Source organism: Streptomyces sp. NBC_00986 (genome assembly GCF_045162565.1).
In the GTDB taxonomy this organism is placed as follows: Bacteria; Actinomycetota; Actinomycetes; order Streptomycetales; family Streptomycetaceae; genus Streptomyces.
Genome location: NZ_CP108733.1, coordinates 6,512,004 through 6,525,352 on the forward strand (window position 1 = coordinate 6,512,004; position 13,349 = coordinate 6,525,352).

Genomic DNA, 13,349 nt, shown 5'->3' on the forward strand with positions numbered 1-13,349 from the left:
CACCGGCGCTCGAAGTCGGTGGAGTAACGTGCCCCATCCCTTACCTCATCGGCTCCACCGGAACGGGCTGAACGCAGCGAATGACATCCCAACTCTCCGGCGTTCGGCGGCGAGCCGACGAACTGGGCGGCGTGAACGGCGTGGTCAGAGGCCCTCTCAAGGGCTATCACCATGAGACCTATGTGCTGTTCATGCCCGGTGAGACGCGCATCGTGAAGTTCCGGGAGCCGCGCGAGGAGATCCTGTGGTTCGACCGCAGATGCTTCCGCTCCGAGGAGGATCTGCTCCGCGCGCTGCAGGGGAAGGTCGGCCGCATCCCCGCCATTCACGACGTCGAGGGCATGGCGCTGCAGGGGTTCATCGAGGGCCGGACCCTCAAGGCCCGTCCCTGGGGCGACCGGAGAATTCCTGAGGCGGTCCTCGACCAGATCGTCGATCTGTTCCAGGAGATGGCACGGATCACGCCGGACATGCTCCATGTGGAGCGGCGCTGTGCGCCCGAGGACCGCGCCGAGGACGGCGACTGCGACGGCTTCCTGGAACGTCTGGTCGTCTTCGTCGAAGACCAGGTCTACAAGAAGAACCACGCGGATTTCGGGAGGCTCTTCGAAGACCTCGGTATCGGCGACGATGCGTTCGTCCAGCTGAGAAAGAACGTTTCCGGGCTGAGGGAACGTGACTTCTGTCTGCTGCACGCCGATCTGCACCGAGAGAACCTCGTCCTCGACCTGTTCGGCCAACTCTGGGCCATCGACTGGGAGTTGGCGATGTTGGGGGATCCGCTCTACGACTTGGCCACCAACCTCCACCTGATGTCCTATTCGGCGGTCCAGGAGCGCCGTATCGTCGAGGAATGGTCCAGAGTCGTCCACCGGGTACGACCCCGCAGCGCACAGGGCTGGGAAGAGGACCTGGAACGCCTTCTCGGTTTCAAGAAGGCGCAGTCGGTATTCACCGACGTCATTCGCCTGTCGCTCTTCCTGCGTGACGGGCCGAGAATCAACTGGGTCAGGCTTCCCTCGGTGGTCGGGAAACTGCAGGCCATTCTGACTGCTGCCGCAGGCCCGTTGGGGCTGGCCGAGGTTCCAAGCAGATCCCGGATCGCGGCGGCGCTCGTCCGCTAACATCAGAAGGCCGCGAGTCTGTGTCCGCGTATTGAGACCGCGAAGATCCTTCCTGAATCGTGCCTCTCTATCTGCTTCTATGTCTGTCCTGCTTCGTCAGCGGTACGAGCACACTCGGAGTATCCAGTGGGCATACCTCGTGATCCCCGCCGGCCTGACCTGGAGGCGTTCAAGACGAGCGCCGTGAATTTCGGACGGGCTGCGAACGGCCACCACAACCGGAACTACGTGCTGCCGGTGACGGACGGTGTGGCGCAGTTGGTGGGCCGCCCGGTCGGCACATCCGTGACCGTGCGGATACCGCGTACCGATGCCCTGTCGGTGGTGATCCGGACCTGGGAGAACGAGGCGGAGATCCTCCGGGCCATCAAGGGCGTGCTGCCCCATGTGCCCGAGTGCCTGATCGAAGGGGACGGTTTCGCTGTCCACAGCTATGTGGACGGCGTACCGCTGTCCAGTGTCTGCGGGAACGGAAAGCCGGTCGACGCGCTGCTCATGAAGGCGCTGATGGGTCTCCTGGCCCAGATGGCCCGGGTCCGCCGCGGGGCGTTGCCGCCCAGGCCGCCGTTCTGGCCTGCCAACCACACGGACAGCCAGGGTTTTCTGCGGACGCTGTCCTTGACGGCGGACAGCCAGATCCGCAAGCCCAACTGGCCCCGTTTCGGTGGCCTGTTCGCGGCCCTCGGTGTTGCCGAGGACGCCCTGGTCCGGCTGGCCGAACGTGTACCCGCCATGGCGCGGCGACCGTACAGCCTGCTCCACGCGGACCTGCACCGCGACAACCTGATCATGTCGTACGCCGGTGATCCGCCGCTCATCTGCGTCGACTGGGAACTGGCGACCTACGGCGACCCGCTGCACGATCTCGCGACCCACCTTGTCCGGATGCACTACCCGTCGTACCAGTGGGGAGAGGTGGTCGACGCCTGGGCGCACGCCATGCACGCCGTCCGGCCCGCGGCCGTCAAGGGTGTGGCGAAGGACCTACGGCACTACGTCGCCTTCGAGCGGGCGCAGTCGGTCTACCCGGACATCATGCGGGCCGCGAAGTCGCTGGAGGAACTGTTCGACCAGAAGAGCCTGGACGACGCGACGGTGGCGGTCCGGCGGGCCTTGGAGGCGGGTGCGGAGCCGCTGAGGCTCAGTCATGTGCCGGGTGAGCGCGAGATCGAGCGGATCCTGTTCCGCTGGCAGGTGTCCGCAGTGGCCCGCGGGACCGCACGGCCGCCCGGTACGGCCGACAGAACGGCGATCGCCTGGAAACCGGACCCGCGCGTCCCGGAGCACGCTGACTTCCCCTACACCGCCGTCAGGGACGCCTTGTTCCTGGAAGGCGCGGCCCCGGCCGGCCGGGTGTTCAAAGGCACCGCGCATCTCAATACCGCGGTCCGGGTACCAGGCACCGACTTCCCCGTCGTGGTGCGGCGCAGCGTGGGGAACGTCCACCGGCGAGAGCGCTGCTTTCTCAGCGAGCACGCCGTGCTGCAGCTCATCGAGCGGTCGAACGCGGAGGTGGCGGCACCGAGGGTCCTGGCACAGGGCGAGAGCCACTCCGAGACTGCCACCGGCATCCGGACGTACTCCAAGGACCTGTTCGCCATCCACACCTACGAGGGGCCGGTCGACCCCCGTCAGCAGCCCCGCCACCCGGTGCACGGGCTGCTGCCCCGCGAGGCGGACGGGCTCGTCGACCAGCTCCGCGCCCTGACCGAGGTGGACTATCTGGAGGTCGACCCGGTCGCCGACGGCGGTGGGTTCTTCCGCTGGCTGACCGAGCAACTTGTCGATCTGGTAGGGCGCTTGCCGAAGGAGTCGCAGCAACTTGCCCGGTTCGTGGGGCTCCCCGACGCGCCACGACTCCGGGAGATCCTCTCCCGGTACGCGGTGAGTCACCGGGCTGCTGCCCTGCTCCACGGGAACCTCAACCCGTGGAACCTGATACGCCGTGACGACAGCCTGGCGCTGACGATCATCGACTGGGACATGGCCATGGTCGGTGATCCGCTCTACGACCTGGTCCGGCACATGCACCTCACTCCGACAGGGCCGGAGATCCGCGACCGGATGTTCCGCCGCTGGCAGCGCGATCTGCCCGCCGCGTACACGAGGGACTGGGAGATGGACTGGCGCGTCTACCGGTGGATCGAGATCGTGCGGTCCGCGTACGTGGATCTCGATCGTCTCGTCACAGGGGGATCCCTGGATGCTCCCAACGTCCGTCGCGCGGTGGACTCGTACGCGATGACCCTGGCGGCGGCCACCGGTTCCCTCGGCCTGACCGTCCGCCGAGGAGCCAACCCCTATCTCGCCCGCGCACTGGCATAGGGAGACGATGACTCCACCGGAGGCCGGTCTGGACGTGGTCATGTGACGCCCCTGGAGGGCGGGGCCTGTCTCGGCGGCGCGCTGTTCGCCTTGGTCGGCTAGGGCGCGGCGTCGAACAGCGGCATCAACTCCTCCTCCTCGTACGTCAGATGGGCCTCCAGTGCCGACGTCAGCCGCTCCACCTCCGCGCGGACCGCCGCCGCATCCGTGGTCGACGCGAGGGCCTCGCGCAGCTTCTCCACCAGCTCCGCGATCCGTTCGTGTTCCTCGCGGAGGCGGGCCAGGGCCGGAGCGGATCCCGGGTGGCGTTCGGCCACGAGGGGAAACAGGGCCAGGTCCTCGCCGGTGTGGTGGTTGTGGAGGCCCTGGCAGAACGTGAGGCAGTTGACGCGGAGTTGGGCGCCGAGGGTTGTGGGGTTTGTGCTGGTGGTGAACTCGGCGCGGATCAGGGACAGTTCGCGGCGGAACGCGTCGTGGACCACCTTGATGGCCTCGCCGAAGGACGTCGCGTTGATGGTTCCCGGGCCGCCCTGCGCCAGGCTGTGGAGGGCTACTACCGGGATCACGCGGGTGGTTTTCTCCTGGTACGCGGCCCAGCCCGGGTCCGCCTCCACTGCTCGGGCGAAGAGCCGGTCGCGTTCCTCGCCGGTGAGGACCTCGGCCCGGGCCTCGTAGGTGAACGTGCCGCTCTCGACGGTGACTTGGGGGTGGGCGACGAGGTTGCGGAACCAGTCCGGGTGCCGGTCGGAGCCGGCCGCCGAGGCGATGACGAGGACCCGGTCGCCGTCGGGGAGGTAACCGACGGGGGTGGTGTGCGGGGTGCCGGTGCGGGCGCCGGTGGTGGTGAGGAGGAGCAGGCGGGCGCCTTCGAAGTAGCCGGTCATACGGCCCCGGTTGGCGCGGAACTCGTCGATGACCGGTTCGTTGAAGTCGTTGGGCATGCGGTGGTGATCTCTTCTCTCTGTCGCTGCGGCTGATGTGGTGACTCGACTCGACTCGACTGGACTCGACTCGAATTGACTTCGACGCAGTGACAGATGGCGGGCCTCTCGCCCGCCTCGGCCTCACTCGGAGGCCGGGTACCCGACTCGCTCACGGCACAGGGCCGACCCGGCAGTCATGAGGGGGACGGTAGCGTCCGGCGTATGACTGACGCCACCGAATTCGAGGACATCCCTACGACCACCCTCGCCGACCTGCTCGGCCACGAGCAGGTGTTGGACCTCGGCGTCCGGGCGCTGTGGGGGCCGATGTCGCGGCTCGCCGGGCCGGCCTTCACCGTGCGGTGTCCGCCCGGCGACAACCTCATGCTGCACGGGGCCATCTACCGTGCCGAGCCCGGTTCGGTCGTCGTCGTGGAGTCGGGGGATGTGGAGTACGCGCTCGCCGGCGGGAATGTGTGTGCCATCGCGCAGCGGCGCGGGATCGCCGGGTTCGTCGTCGACGGGGTGATCCGGGATGTGGGGGAGGTGCGGGCGGCCGGGTTCCCCGTGTTCGGGCGGGGGGTCGTGCCGATTCCGGGGGTCAAGAAGGCCGTACTGCCGTTGAACGAGCGGGTGCGGTGCGGGGGCGTCGCCGTCGACGCCGGGGATGTCGTGGTGGCGGATGAGGACGGGGTGGTGGTCGTGCCGGGTACGCGGCGGGACGAGGTGCTCGCCGGGGCGTTGGCACGGTTGGCCCAGGAGGGCGACGAGAGCCTTGACGACTGGGAGGCCGCGCACCGGGCCCGGGTCGACGAGATTCTGCGCGCGGGCGGGTTCGAGGGGTGACGTGCGTGGCGCAGGGGAGGATGGCGGCCGTGCGTGGCGTGGGAGCGGAATGGCGGCCGTGCGTGGCGTGGGAGCGGAATGGCTGACGGGCGTGGCGTAGGAGCGGAAAGTGTCCGATCCTGGTGGCGATGCTCCTCTTCCTCGATGTCGACGGGACGCTGCTTCCCTTCGGCGCGTCGCGGACCTACCCGGTGTACGAGCCGGGCTTCGCGCCGCCGGCCGCCGCCGCCCCTCCGCTCCTGACCCGGATCGACCCCTCGCTCGGGCCGCGGCTCGCCGCGTTGCGGTGCGAACTGGTGTGGGCCACGACCTGGATGGACGACGCGAACGTCTGCGTCGCGCCCTGGCTCGGGTTGCCCCAACTCCCCCTGGTGGACTGGCTCGACCCGGCCGAGGAGAGCGAGAGTGCGGCTGGTGGCCGCCTGCACTGGAAGACCCGGTCGCTCGTCGCCTGGGCCGCCGGGCGGCCTTTCGTCTGGGTCGACGACGAGATCCGGGACGCCGACCGCGACTGGGTCACCGCCCACCATCCCGAACGGGCCCTGCTGCAACGCGTCGACCATCGGTACGGGATCACGGGCGCGGACTTCGACGCCATGGAGGCGTGGTTGGCCGCCAACCGGTAGCGCCGGGTGGGTAGTTCGGGTCCAGGGGGAAGGGGAGCTGTTAGAACGGGGGCTCTTCGTACGACAGTTGACGCAGCCACCTCGCACTCTCCGTCGCGCCCGCCGCCCGCGTCTCGTCGGACGCGCCGGGGAAGTGCCGGCCCCAGGAGACCGCGCGGCCGATGACAGCGAGCCGTCCCGCCAGGGTGAGCGCATGGCGAAGTTCCTTGCTGGTACGGCCAGTTCCCGTCCAGGGTTCCAAGTAGGCGTCGCGCAGGCGGGGCAGCGCGTCGGGGCCGTAGCGTTCGGTGACGCGTCCGGCGGGGACCAGGAAGCTGCAGAACGGGTGCGACACGGCCGCGTCGCCCCAGTCGAAGAAGGTGAAGCGGCCGGGCTCCGGGGTGAACAACTGGCCGTCGTGCAGGTCGGAGTGGTCGAGGGAGTCGGGGATGCCCAAGTCGGCCAGTTCTTCGGACCAGTTGAGCAGGCGGGGGCGTAGGGCGTGCAGGGTGGTGGGGTCGACGTCGGGGGCGGGGTGTCGTAGTGGCGCTGCTGTTCTCTCCATGACCGACCCGATGAACTCCACTGTCTCGTCGAAGACTTGGGGGAGGGCTGTCGTCCTTGCGCTGGGGACGTCGAGTTGTTCGAGGTCCTTGGTGTACGGGACGAGGGCGCGCTGCATCGTGGCGTACTGGCGCAGGGGTTCTTCCCAGGCGCGGGGGTCGGTGGGGGTGCGGTCGAGGACCTGGCGGAAGAGTTCGCCGCCGTCGGGGAGCAGGGACCAGCCGTGGTCGGCGTCGACGGCGAGGGGTTCCAGGACGTACTCCGGGACCCAGCGGGCGAGCGCGGCGGCGAGCGGGGCCTCGAAGGCACTGGCGGGCGGATTGGCCTTCAGCCATACGGCGGCGGACGTGGCGGCAGCGGTGGTGCCGGCGCCCTCGACGGGGATGCGGACCAGGACGGACCAGGGGCGGAGGCGTACGCCCCGGCGGGCTGTCCCGCTCTCGCGCAGGCCCCTCGCCGCGAGTTCGCGGGCGGCCCAGCCGAGGGCCTCGTCCCGCCAAGTCGCCTGATCCCAGGGCGTCTTGGCGTCCTGGTGCCGGCCTCGGTCCATGATCACGGATGTGTCGTCGTGCATCGCGTCATTCCAGCAGCGGGGTCGCCCGGGTTCCATCGATTTCCGCGCGGTAACGTGCCGATCATGGCGGACTGGGAGCTACGGCCCGCGTCGGCGGCCGACGTCGAGGCGATCGCCGAGCTGCGTGCCGTCGTGCTGCGCGGCGATCTGGAACGGCTCGGGCGGTACGACGCGCGGCGGGTGCGGCAGCGGCTGCGGGACGGGTTCGAGCCGGCGTACACGTGGGTGATCGAGGTGGGCGGGGCGTTCGCGGGGTGTGTGGCGCTACGGCCGGACGCGGACGCCCGTTGCCACTGGCTGGAGCATTTCTATGTGGGCGCGCAACACCAGGGGCGCGGGGTCGGGTCCGGGGTGCTGGGTGAGCTGCTGGAGCGGTGCGACCAGGACGGTGTCCGCGTCGTACGGCTGAATGTGCTGCAGGGGAGTCCGGCCCGGCGGTTGTACGAGCGGCACGGGTTCGTCGTCGAGACCGAGGATGCGGTGGACGTGTTCATGGTGCGGGTGCCGTCTGCCTGACCTGCGGCTTCGGGCTCCGCCGTGACATTCGTGGGGGCTGTGTCGTCGTACGGGTATGAACACAAGAATCCGGTACGTCAGCCTCGGTCTGCTGGCCGTGGTCAGCCTGTACACAGGGCTGTGGGCCTACTTCTCGCCGACGGGGTGGTACGCGAACTTTCCCGGGCTCGGGCTGAAGTGGCTGCCTCAGTTGGGCCCCTACAACGAGCACCTCGTCAAGGACGCGGGGTCCATGTTCCTCGCGCTGGCCTGCCTGACGGTCATCGCGCTGCGTCAGGTGCGGAACACCCGGCTGGTGCAGACGACGGGTGCGGTGTGGCTGGTCTTCAACGTGCTGCACTTCAGCTATCACGTGCAGCATCTCGACATGTACGGGACGCGTGACCAGGTGCTGAATGTGGTGTCCCTGGGTGGGTTGTTGCTGTTGTCGGCGGTGCTGCTGGTGCCGGCGGGGGCGCGTTCCGAGCGGCAGGGTGACGACCGATGAAGGCGAGGGCCGGCATGCGGGTGGCGGTGGCGGGCGGTACCGGGCTGGTCGGGCGGTACGTGGTCGAGGAACTGGTCGCGGCCGGGCGGGAACCGGTGGTGCTGAGCCGGTCGCGGGGCATCGACCTCGTCTCGGGCGGCGCGGGGCTCGATGCCGCGCTGGACGGTGTGGACGCGGTCGTCGACGTGAGCAATGTGACAACCACGAGCGCGCGGAAGTCGGTCGCGTTCTTCGAGGCCGTCGCGCGCACTCTGCTGGACGCGGGGGAGCGGGCCGGCGTACGGCATCACGTGGTGCTGTCGATCGTCGGCATCGACCGGGTCGGGCTCGGCTACTACCAGGGCAAACTCCGCCAGGAGGACGTCGTGCGGGGTGGGGTGGTGCCGTGGTCCGTGCTGCGCGCGACGCAGTTCCACGAGTTCGCGGAGCAGACCCTCGAACGGGTGCCGGGGCCGCTCGCGGTGATACCCCGGATGCGGACCCAGCCGGTTGCCGCCCGCGAGGTCGCGCAGCACCTGGTGAAGCTGGCGCTGGGTCCCGCTCAGGGCATGACCCCGGAACTCGCCGGACCACGTGTCGAGCAACTCGTCGACATGGTGCGGCGGTTGCTGCGGGCTCGGGGGGAGCGGCGGTTGGTGGTGCCGGTGCGGATGCCGGGTGGGGTGGGGGCGGCGATGACGGGGGACGGGCAGTTGCCGGTGGGGAGTGGGGCGCGGGGGGTGCGGACGTTTGATGAGTGGCTGGCGGAGAGTGTGCGGGATGCGCGGGGCGGGCGGGAGTCGTCGGGCGGGCAGGGGCCGCGGGGCGTCCGGGACGTGCGGGATTCGCGGGATTCGAAAGACTCGCAGGGAGGATGATCGCCCCGTGCCGTCCGAGTCGTCGTGCGGATCGTCGTCCGGATCCGGCCAGGGCCCGGCTGTCCCGACTGTCCCGACTGTCCCGGCCATCGCGGCCATCGCGGCCATCGCGAACTCGCTGGATTTGCAGGGAGGATGAGCGCCGTCGTGCCTTCCAACTCGTCGTCCGACTCGTCGTCCGGGTCGGGCCAGGGCCCGGCGACCCTGCCGCGCACGGCTGTCCCGGCCATCCCGGCCATCGCGAACTCGCTGGATTTGCAGGGAGGATGAGCGCCGTCGTGCCTTCCAATCCGTCGTCCGACTCGTCGTCAGGATCGGGCCAGGGCCCGGTCACCCCGCCGCTCCCGGCCGACCCGGTCGTCCCGACCCTCGGTTCGCTCATGGCCGAGCGTCGGCGGTTGCTCAATCTCGGTTACCGGATGCTCGGTTCGGTGCAGGATGCCGAGGACGTCGTACAGGAGACGTACGCCCGTTGGTACGCGCTGTCCGAGGAGGGGCAGCGGGCGATCGACGCGCCGATGGCGTGGCTGACCCGGGTCGCGTCGCGGATCTGTCTCGACCAGCTGGGGTCGGCGCGGGTCCGGCGGGAGCGGTACACCGGTGAGTGGCTGCCGGAGCCGGTGCGGCACGGGGCCGGGTGGGCCAGTACGGGCGGCGGTGCGGGTGCCGAGGATCCCGCCGACCGGATCACCCTGGACGAGTCGGTCAGCATGGGGATGCTGGTGCTGCTCGACTCGATGACTCCCGCGGAGCGCGTCGCCTTCGTCCTCCACGACGTCTTCGGCCTGCCGTTCACCGAGATCGCCGAGACGGTCGGCCGTACGCCGGCCGCCTGCCGCCAACTCGCCTCCTCCGCCCGCCGCCGCCTGGCCCACCGCCCGCCCGGCAGCGCCACGGCGGCGGAACACGGGCGCGTCGTCTCCGCGTTCCGCGAGGCCTGCGAGACCGGGGACCTCGACGCGTTGGTCGCGCTGCTCGACCCGGCGGTGGAGTCGCGTAGCGACGGGGGCGGCAAGGTGCGGGCGGCTCTGCGTCCGGTCATCGGCCGGGACAAGGTGGCCCGCCTCTTCCTCGGGCTCATGCGGCGGGAGCCGGAGGTGGAGCTTGTCGAGGATGACGTCAACGGGATGCCGGGGGTGGCGGTGCGGATCGGCGGGACCACGTTCGCTGTGCTCGCGGTGGGGGTCGGGGGTGGGCTGATCACCGATTTGTGGCTGGTGGTCAATCCGGACAAGCTGCGGGCTTGGAACGGGTACGGCGATGGCGATGGGCACGGCGACGGCAATGGGTACGGCGACGGCGAGACTCCGTGATGCCTTCGCCGGTCGCTCGCCCGGTTCCTGCGGGACGCGCTGCCGTGGCCCTTCCGCCGCTCCAGGCGTTGTCAGAGCGGTCTGGCACAGTGCCGGCGTGGACATCGATTCCTTCTGGGGCCTCATCGAGGAGTGCCGGCGGCAGGCGCGGGGCCGGGACGGACGGCTCACGTGGTTGCGCGGCGAGCTGTCGCGCAGGCCGTTGACCGAGATCGTGGGGTTCCAGGTGTGCCTGGACGAGGTGACGTACGAGGCGTCCACCCGGGGGCTGTGGGCGGCGGCGGACCTGATCCTCGGTGGGCGGTGTTCGGACGACGGGTTCTGCTGCTTCGGGTTGTGGATGGTGGGGCTCGGCCGGGACGTTTTCCGCAGGGCGGTGACCGATCCCGACGCTGATCCCGATGCCTTGGCCGACGCCCCGGAGATTCACGAACTGGCCCGCCGCCCGCGGGAGTTGTGGAACGACGACTGGCCCGACTGGGAGTCGCTCGACTACGTCGCCATGGAGGCGTACGGCATCGTCACCGGCGTCGACGACGACGGCGACGCGTTCGATGACGCCGTCGAGGCGGAGAAGGGTGAGGGGAACGGTGGTTCAGGGCCTCTCGGCGAGCGTCGGGACGTGCGCGACGAGAGCGACGAGGGCGAGGCGGCTCACCGGCTGCCGAGACTGAGCGTGATGTTTCCGGCGCGGCCTCGCTCACGATCGGTGCTGTGACGGGCCGGATCGGTGCTGTCTGCCCGGACCGCACGGAGCGGGCGCCACTGAGGCCGGCTACGGCTGCCGGTCGGTGGCCTTCAGGTGGGGTGCCGGACGTTCGGTGGGCCGGGGCGCGGTCATGTCGAGCAGGAGCATGGCGTCGTGGTCGGGGGTGCCGGGTTCGGCGGTGTAGACGCCGATGCGTTGGCCGGGGGTGCCTTCCACGTGCAGGGACTGGGACGTGAGGGTGAGCGTGCCGACCTGCGGGTGCTGGAACGTCTTGTGGGTGGGCTTGCGGCCGGTCACCTCGTAGCGCTCCCAGAGGCCTGCGAAGTCCGGGCTCTTGAGCAGGAGTTCACCGACGAGGTTGGTCAGGTCGGGGGCGTCGGGGGCCGTACCGGCGATGGCGCGCAGGCGGGCGACGCAGCCGGTGATCTGCCGCTCCCAGTCGGGGTAGAGGGTCCGCGCCGCGGGATGCAGGAACAGGTAGCGGGCGAGGTTGCGCTGCTTGACCGGCCAGTCGTCGAGGCCCGGGTAGAGGGCGAGGCCGCCGGGGTTGTAGGCGAGCAGGTCCATGCTGCGGCTGATGACGTAGGCCGGGTTCGGGCGCAGGGATTCGAGGATCAGCTTCAGGTGCGGGCGCACGGTACGGCTGGGCGCGGGCGGTGGCTCGGAGACGTAACGGGCGGCGCGGGCGGCGAGTTCGCGCAGGTGCTGGTGCTCCTGGTCGTCCATGCGCAGGGCGCGGGCGAGCGAGTCGAGGACGGCGGGGCTGGGGCGGGTCTCCTTGCCGCGTTCCAGGCGCACGTAGTAGTCGATGCTGATGCCGGCGAGGGTGGCCAGCTCCTCGCGGCGCAGGCCGGGGGTGCGGCGGAGACCGGTGCCGACGGTGAGGCCGACGTGCCCGGGGCTGGTCTGGGTGCGGCGGGCGCGCAGATAGCGGCCCAGCTCGGCGCCCTCGCTGTGCGCGCTCTCGGTTGCCATGACTCCAGTCTCGCCCGTCCGGTCCGTGCCGCGCAGGTGGGTGAGGGGCCCTGTCGTTACCCCTGAAGAGCCCGCCCTGCCACGCCGGCGTGATCCGGGCGAAGGTGGGTGAGGAGGAAGCCGGTACCCCCCGGTCCCCGCGGGCACGATCTGCCGGGGAGATGCGTGAGGGTGCCGGGCGACGCCATGAACCGGAGAGGGCCCAATGCGCTACATCAAGCTGCGTGACGTGGAAGTTTCCCGGATCGGACTGGGCGCCATGGGCATGTCCCACGGCTACAGCGGCGCCGGCACCGACGACGCGGAGTCGATCAGGACCGTGCACCGGGCGCTGGAGCTGGGCGTCACGCTCATCGACACCGCCGAGATCTACGGCCCGTACACCAACGAGGAGTTGGTGGGCCGGGCGCTGAAGGGGCGCCGGGACCAGGTGGTGCTGGCGACGAAGTTCGGCATGATCTCCCACGGCGGCGACGGCCCCTGGAACCCGGATTCCGGGCCGGCCAACATCCGTACCGCCGTCGAGGGCTCGCTGCGGCGGCTCGGCACCGATCACATCGACCTGTACTACCAGCACCGGGTTGACCCGAACACGCCGATCGAGGAGACCGCCGGCGCCGTCGCCGAGCTGATCGCCGAGGGCAAGGTGCGCGCCTTCGGGCTCTCCGAGGCCGGCCCGGACACGATCCGCCGCGCGCACGCCGTCCAGCCGGTCACCGCGGTGCAGTCGGAGTACTCGCTGTGGACGCGGGGGATCGAGGAGCGCGTCCTGCCCGTGCTGCGGGAGCTGAACATCGGCCTGGTGCCGTTCTCCCCGCTGGGACGCGGCTTCCTGACCGGCACCGTCCGCTCCACCGACCAGTTCGACGAGGACGACTTCCGGCGGGACAACCCGCGCTTCTCCGGCGAGAACTTCCGGCGCAACCTCGCGATCGCCGACGAGGTGCAGGCCCTGGCCGCCGAGGTCGGTGCCACACCCGCACAGGTGGCCCTGGCCTGGCTGCTGGCCCAGGGCGACGACATCGCCCCGATCCCCGGCACCAAGCGGGTCGGCCGCGTCGAGGAGAACACCGCCGCCGACGCGCTCACGCTGACCGCCGGCCAACTCGACCGGCTCGCCGCTCTGCCGCCCGCGGCCGGCAACACCCACAGCGAGCCACAGGCCCGGCTGCTCGAACGCTGATCGTCCGGGCCGACCGGCACGACAGCCATTGAACCGGCACGGCCCCTGTTGGAGCGGGCCCGTCATGCGTGCGGCGGTGCGCGAACGCGGTTCAGTTGAACCGTCCGGCACTCCTCCTGTTGGAGGCACGCCCGTCATGCGCGTGCGGGGCTGACGAACGTTGATCGTCCGGGCCGACCGGCACAACCCTGTCGAAGCAGACCTGTCACGTGTGCGGCGGTGCGCGAACGCGGTTCAGCCGAACCGCCCCGCGCGACCCCCGTCGAAGCAGACCCGTCACGCGTACGGCGACGCACGCCAACGCTGATTCCCCGAACCACCCGTACGACCCCCGTCTGGAGCAGACCC

General features: G+C 70.2%; 13 protein-coding genes. 10 read left to right on the forward strand and 3 right to left on the reverse strand.

Annotation, left to right across the window (positions count from 1 at the left end):
• Positions 1 to 80: 80 nt before the first annotated feature.
• Together OG504_RS29115 and OG504_RS29120 are read left to right on the forward strand one after the other, a co-directional pair.
• Positions 81 to 1,124 (forward strand): phosphotransferase, encoded by a 1,044-nt coding sequence (locus OG504_RS29115; RefSeq protein ID WP_405992450.1) that lies wholly within the window; start codon positions 81 to 83, stop codon positions 1,122 to 1,124.
• A 183-nt stretch (positions 1,125 to 1,307) separates the two neighbouring features.
• Positions 1,308 to 3,449 carry a phosphotransferase gene (locus tag OG504_RS29120; RefSeq protein ID WP_405992451.1) on the forward strand — a complete coding sequence of 714 codons (2,142 nt, stop codon included), beginning with the start codon at positions 1,308 to 1,310 and terminating at the stop codon, positions 3,447 to 3,449.
• Positions 3,450 to 3,547: 98 nt separating this feature from the next.
• Here the strand turns inward: OG504_RS29120 and OG504_RS29125 are convergent, their stop codons facing one another.
• Positions 3,548 to 4,390 carry a nitroreductase/quinone reductase family protein gene (locus OG504_RS29125; protein ID WP_405992452.1) on the reverse strand — a complete coding sequence of 281 codons (843 nt, stop codon included), beginning with the start codon at positions 4,388 to 4,390 and terminating at the stop codon, positions 3,548 to 3,550.
• A gap of 204 nt (positions 4,391 to 4,594) precedes the next feature.
• On the opposite strand from OG504_RS29125, the gene OG504_RS29130 reads away from it, so the two are divergent.
• Positions 4,595 to 5,218 (forward strand): RraA family protein, encoded by a 624-nt coding sequence (locus OG504_RS29130; RefSeq protein WP_405992453.1) that lies wholly within the window; start codon positions 4,595 to 4,597, stop codon positions 5,216 to 5,218.
• Between the two features lie 128 nt (positions 5,219 to 5,346).
• Positions 5,347 to 5,844: an HAD domain-containing protein gene (locus tag OG504_RS29135; RefSeq protein ID WP_405992454.1), complete on the forward strand. Its 498-nt coding sequence runs from the start codon at positions 5,347 to 5,349 to the stop codon at positions 5,842 to 5,844.
• A 40-nt stretch (positions 5,845 to 5,884) separates the two neighbouring features.
• Here OG504_RS29135 and OG504_RS29140 read toward each other — a convergent pair whose 3' ends face one another.
• Positions 5,885 to 6,961 (reverse strand): aminoglycoside phosphotransferase family protein, encoded by a 1,077-nt coding sequence (locus tag OG504_RS29140; RefSeq protein ID WP_405992455.1) that lies wholly within the window; start codon positions 6,959 to 6,961, stop codon positions 5,885 to 5,887.
• A 63-nt stretch (positions 6,962 to 7,024) separates the two neighbouring features.
• Here OG504_RS29140 and OG504_RS29145 point away from each other — a divergent pair, with 63 nt between their 5' ends.
• The 5 genes from OG504_RS29145 (at position 7,025) to OG504_RS29165 (ending at position 10,852) form a co-directional block, all read left to right on the forward strand.
• Positions 7,025 to 7,477, forward strand: a complete 453-nt coding sequence (locus OG504_RS29145) for a GNAT family N-acetyltransferase (RefSeq protein WP_405992456.1) — start codon at positions 7,025 to 7,027, stop codon at positions 7,475 to 7,477.
• A gap of 55 nt (positions 7,478 to 7,532) precedes the next feature.
• Positions 7,533 to 7,964 (forward strand): hypothetical protein, encoded by a 432-nt coding sequence (locus OG504_RS29150; protein ID WP_405992457.1) that lies wholly within the window; start codon positions 7,533 to 7,535, stop codon positions 7,962 to 7,964.
• A complete protein-coding gene (locus tag OG504_RS29155; protein ID WP_405992458.1) occupies positions 7,961 to 8,821 on the forward strand; it encodes an SDR family oxidoreductase in 861 nt (286 codons plus the stop codon). Before OG504_RS29150 ends, OG504_RS29155 begins: the two co-directional genes overlap by 4 nt.
• Positions 8,822 to 9,201: 380 nt before the next feature.
• On the forward strand, positions 9,202 to 10,134 hold the full coding sequence (gene sigJ / locus OG504_RS29160) for an RNA polymerase sigma factor SigJ (RefSeq protein WP_405996455.1): 933 nt from the start codon (positions 9,202 to 9,204) through the stop codon (positions 10,132 to 10,134).
• Between the two features lie 97 nt (positions 10,135 to 10,231).
• Positions 10,232 to 10,852, forward strand: a complete 621-nt coding sequence (locus OG504_RS29165) for a DUF4240 domain-containing protein (protein WP_405992459.1) — start codon at positions 10,232 to 10,234, stop codon at positions 10,850 to 10,852.
• A gap of 57 nt (positions 10,853 to 10,909) precedes the next feature.
• Here the strand turns inward: OG504_RS29165 and OG504_RS29170 are convergent, their stop codons facing one another.
• Positions 10,910 to 11,818 carry a helix-turn-helix transcriptional regulator gene (locus OG504_RS29170; protein ID WP_405992460.1) on the reverse strand — a complete coding sequence of 303 codons (909 nt, stop codon included), beginning with the start codon at positions 11,816 to 11,818 and terminating at the stop codon, positions 10,910 to 10,912.
• A gap of 205 nt (positions 11,819 to 12,023) precedes the next feature.
• Here OG504_RS29170 and OG504_RS29175 point away from each other — a divergent pair, with 205 nt between their 5' ends.
• Complete coding sequence (locus OG504_RS29175) at positions 12,024 to 13,001, forward strand: aldo/keto reductase (protein ID WP_405992461.1); 978 nt, start codon at positions 12,024 to 12,026, stop codon at positions 12,999 to 13,001.
• Positions 13,002 to 13,349: the final 348 nt, after the last annotated feature.

Bases quoted from the DNA above. Each gene is read 5' to 3' on its own strand.
- OG504_RS29170 (WP_405992460.1), bottom strand. From the start codon at position 11,818: ATGGCAACCGAGAGCGCGCACAGCGAGGGCGCCGAGCTGGGCCGCTAT.
- OG504_RS29140 (WP_405992455.1), bottom strand. From the start codon at position 6,961: ATGCACGACGACACATCCGTGATCATGGACCGAGGCCGGCACCAGGAC.
- OG504_RS29130 (WP_405992453.1), top strand. From the start codon at position 4,595: ATGACTGACGCCACCGAATTCGAGGACATCCCTACGACCACCCTCGCC.
- OG504_RS29115 (WP_405992450.1), top strand. From the start codon at position 81: ATGACATCCCAACTCTCCGGCGTTCGGCGGCGAGCCGACGAACTGGGC.
- OG504_RS29175 (WP_405992461.1), top strand. From the start codon at position 12,024: ATGCGCTACATCAAGCTGCGTGACGTGGAAGTTTCCCGGATCGGACTG.
- OG504_RS29125 (WP_405992452.1), bottom strand. From the start codon at position 4,390: ATGCCCAACGACTTCAACGAACCGGTCATCGACGAGTTCCGCGCCAAC.
- OG504_RS29145 (WP_405992456.1), top strand. From the start codon at position 7,025: ATGGCGGACTGGGAGCTACGGCCCGCGTCGGCGGCCGACGTCGAGGCG.
- OG504_RS29150 (WP_405992457.1), top strand. From the start codon at position 7,533: ATGAACACAAGAATCCGGTACGTCAGCCTCGGTCTGCTGGCCGTGGTC.
- OG504_RS29135 (WP_405992454.1), top strand. From the start codon at position 5,347: ATGCTCCTCTTCCTCGATGTCGACGGGACGCTGCTTCCCTTCGGCGCG.
- sigJ (WP_405996455.1), top strand. From the start codon at position 9,202: ATGGCCGAGCGTCGGCGGTTGCTCAATCTCGGTTACCGGATGCTCGGT.
- OG504_RS29155 (WP_405992458.1), top strand. From the start codon at position 7,961: ATGAAGGCGAGGGCCGGCATGCGGGTGGCGGTGGCGGGCGGTACCGGG.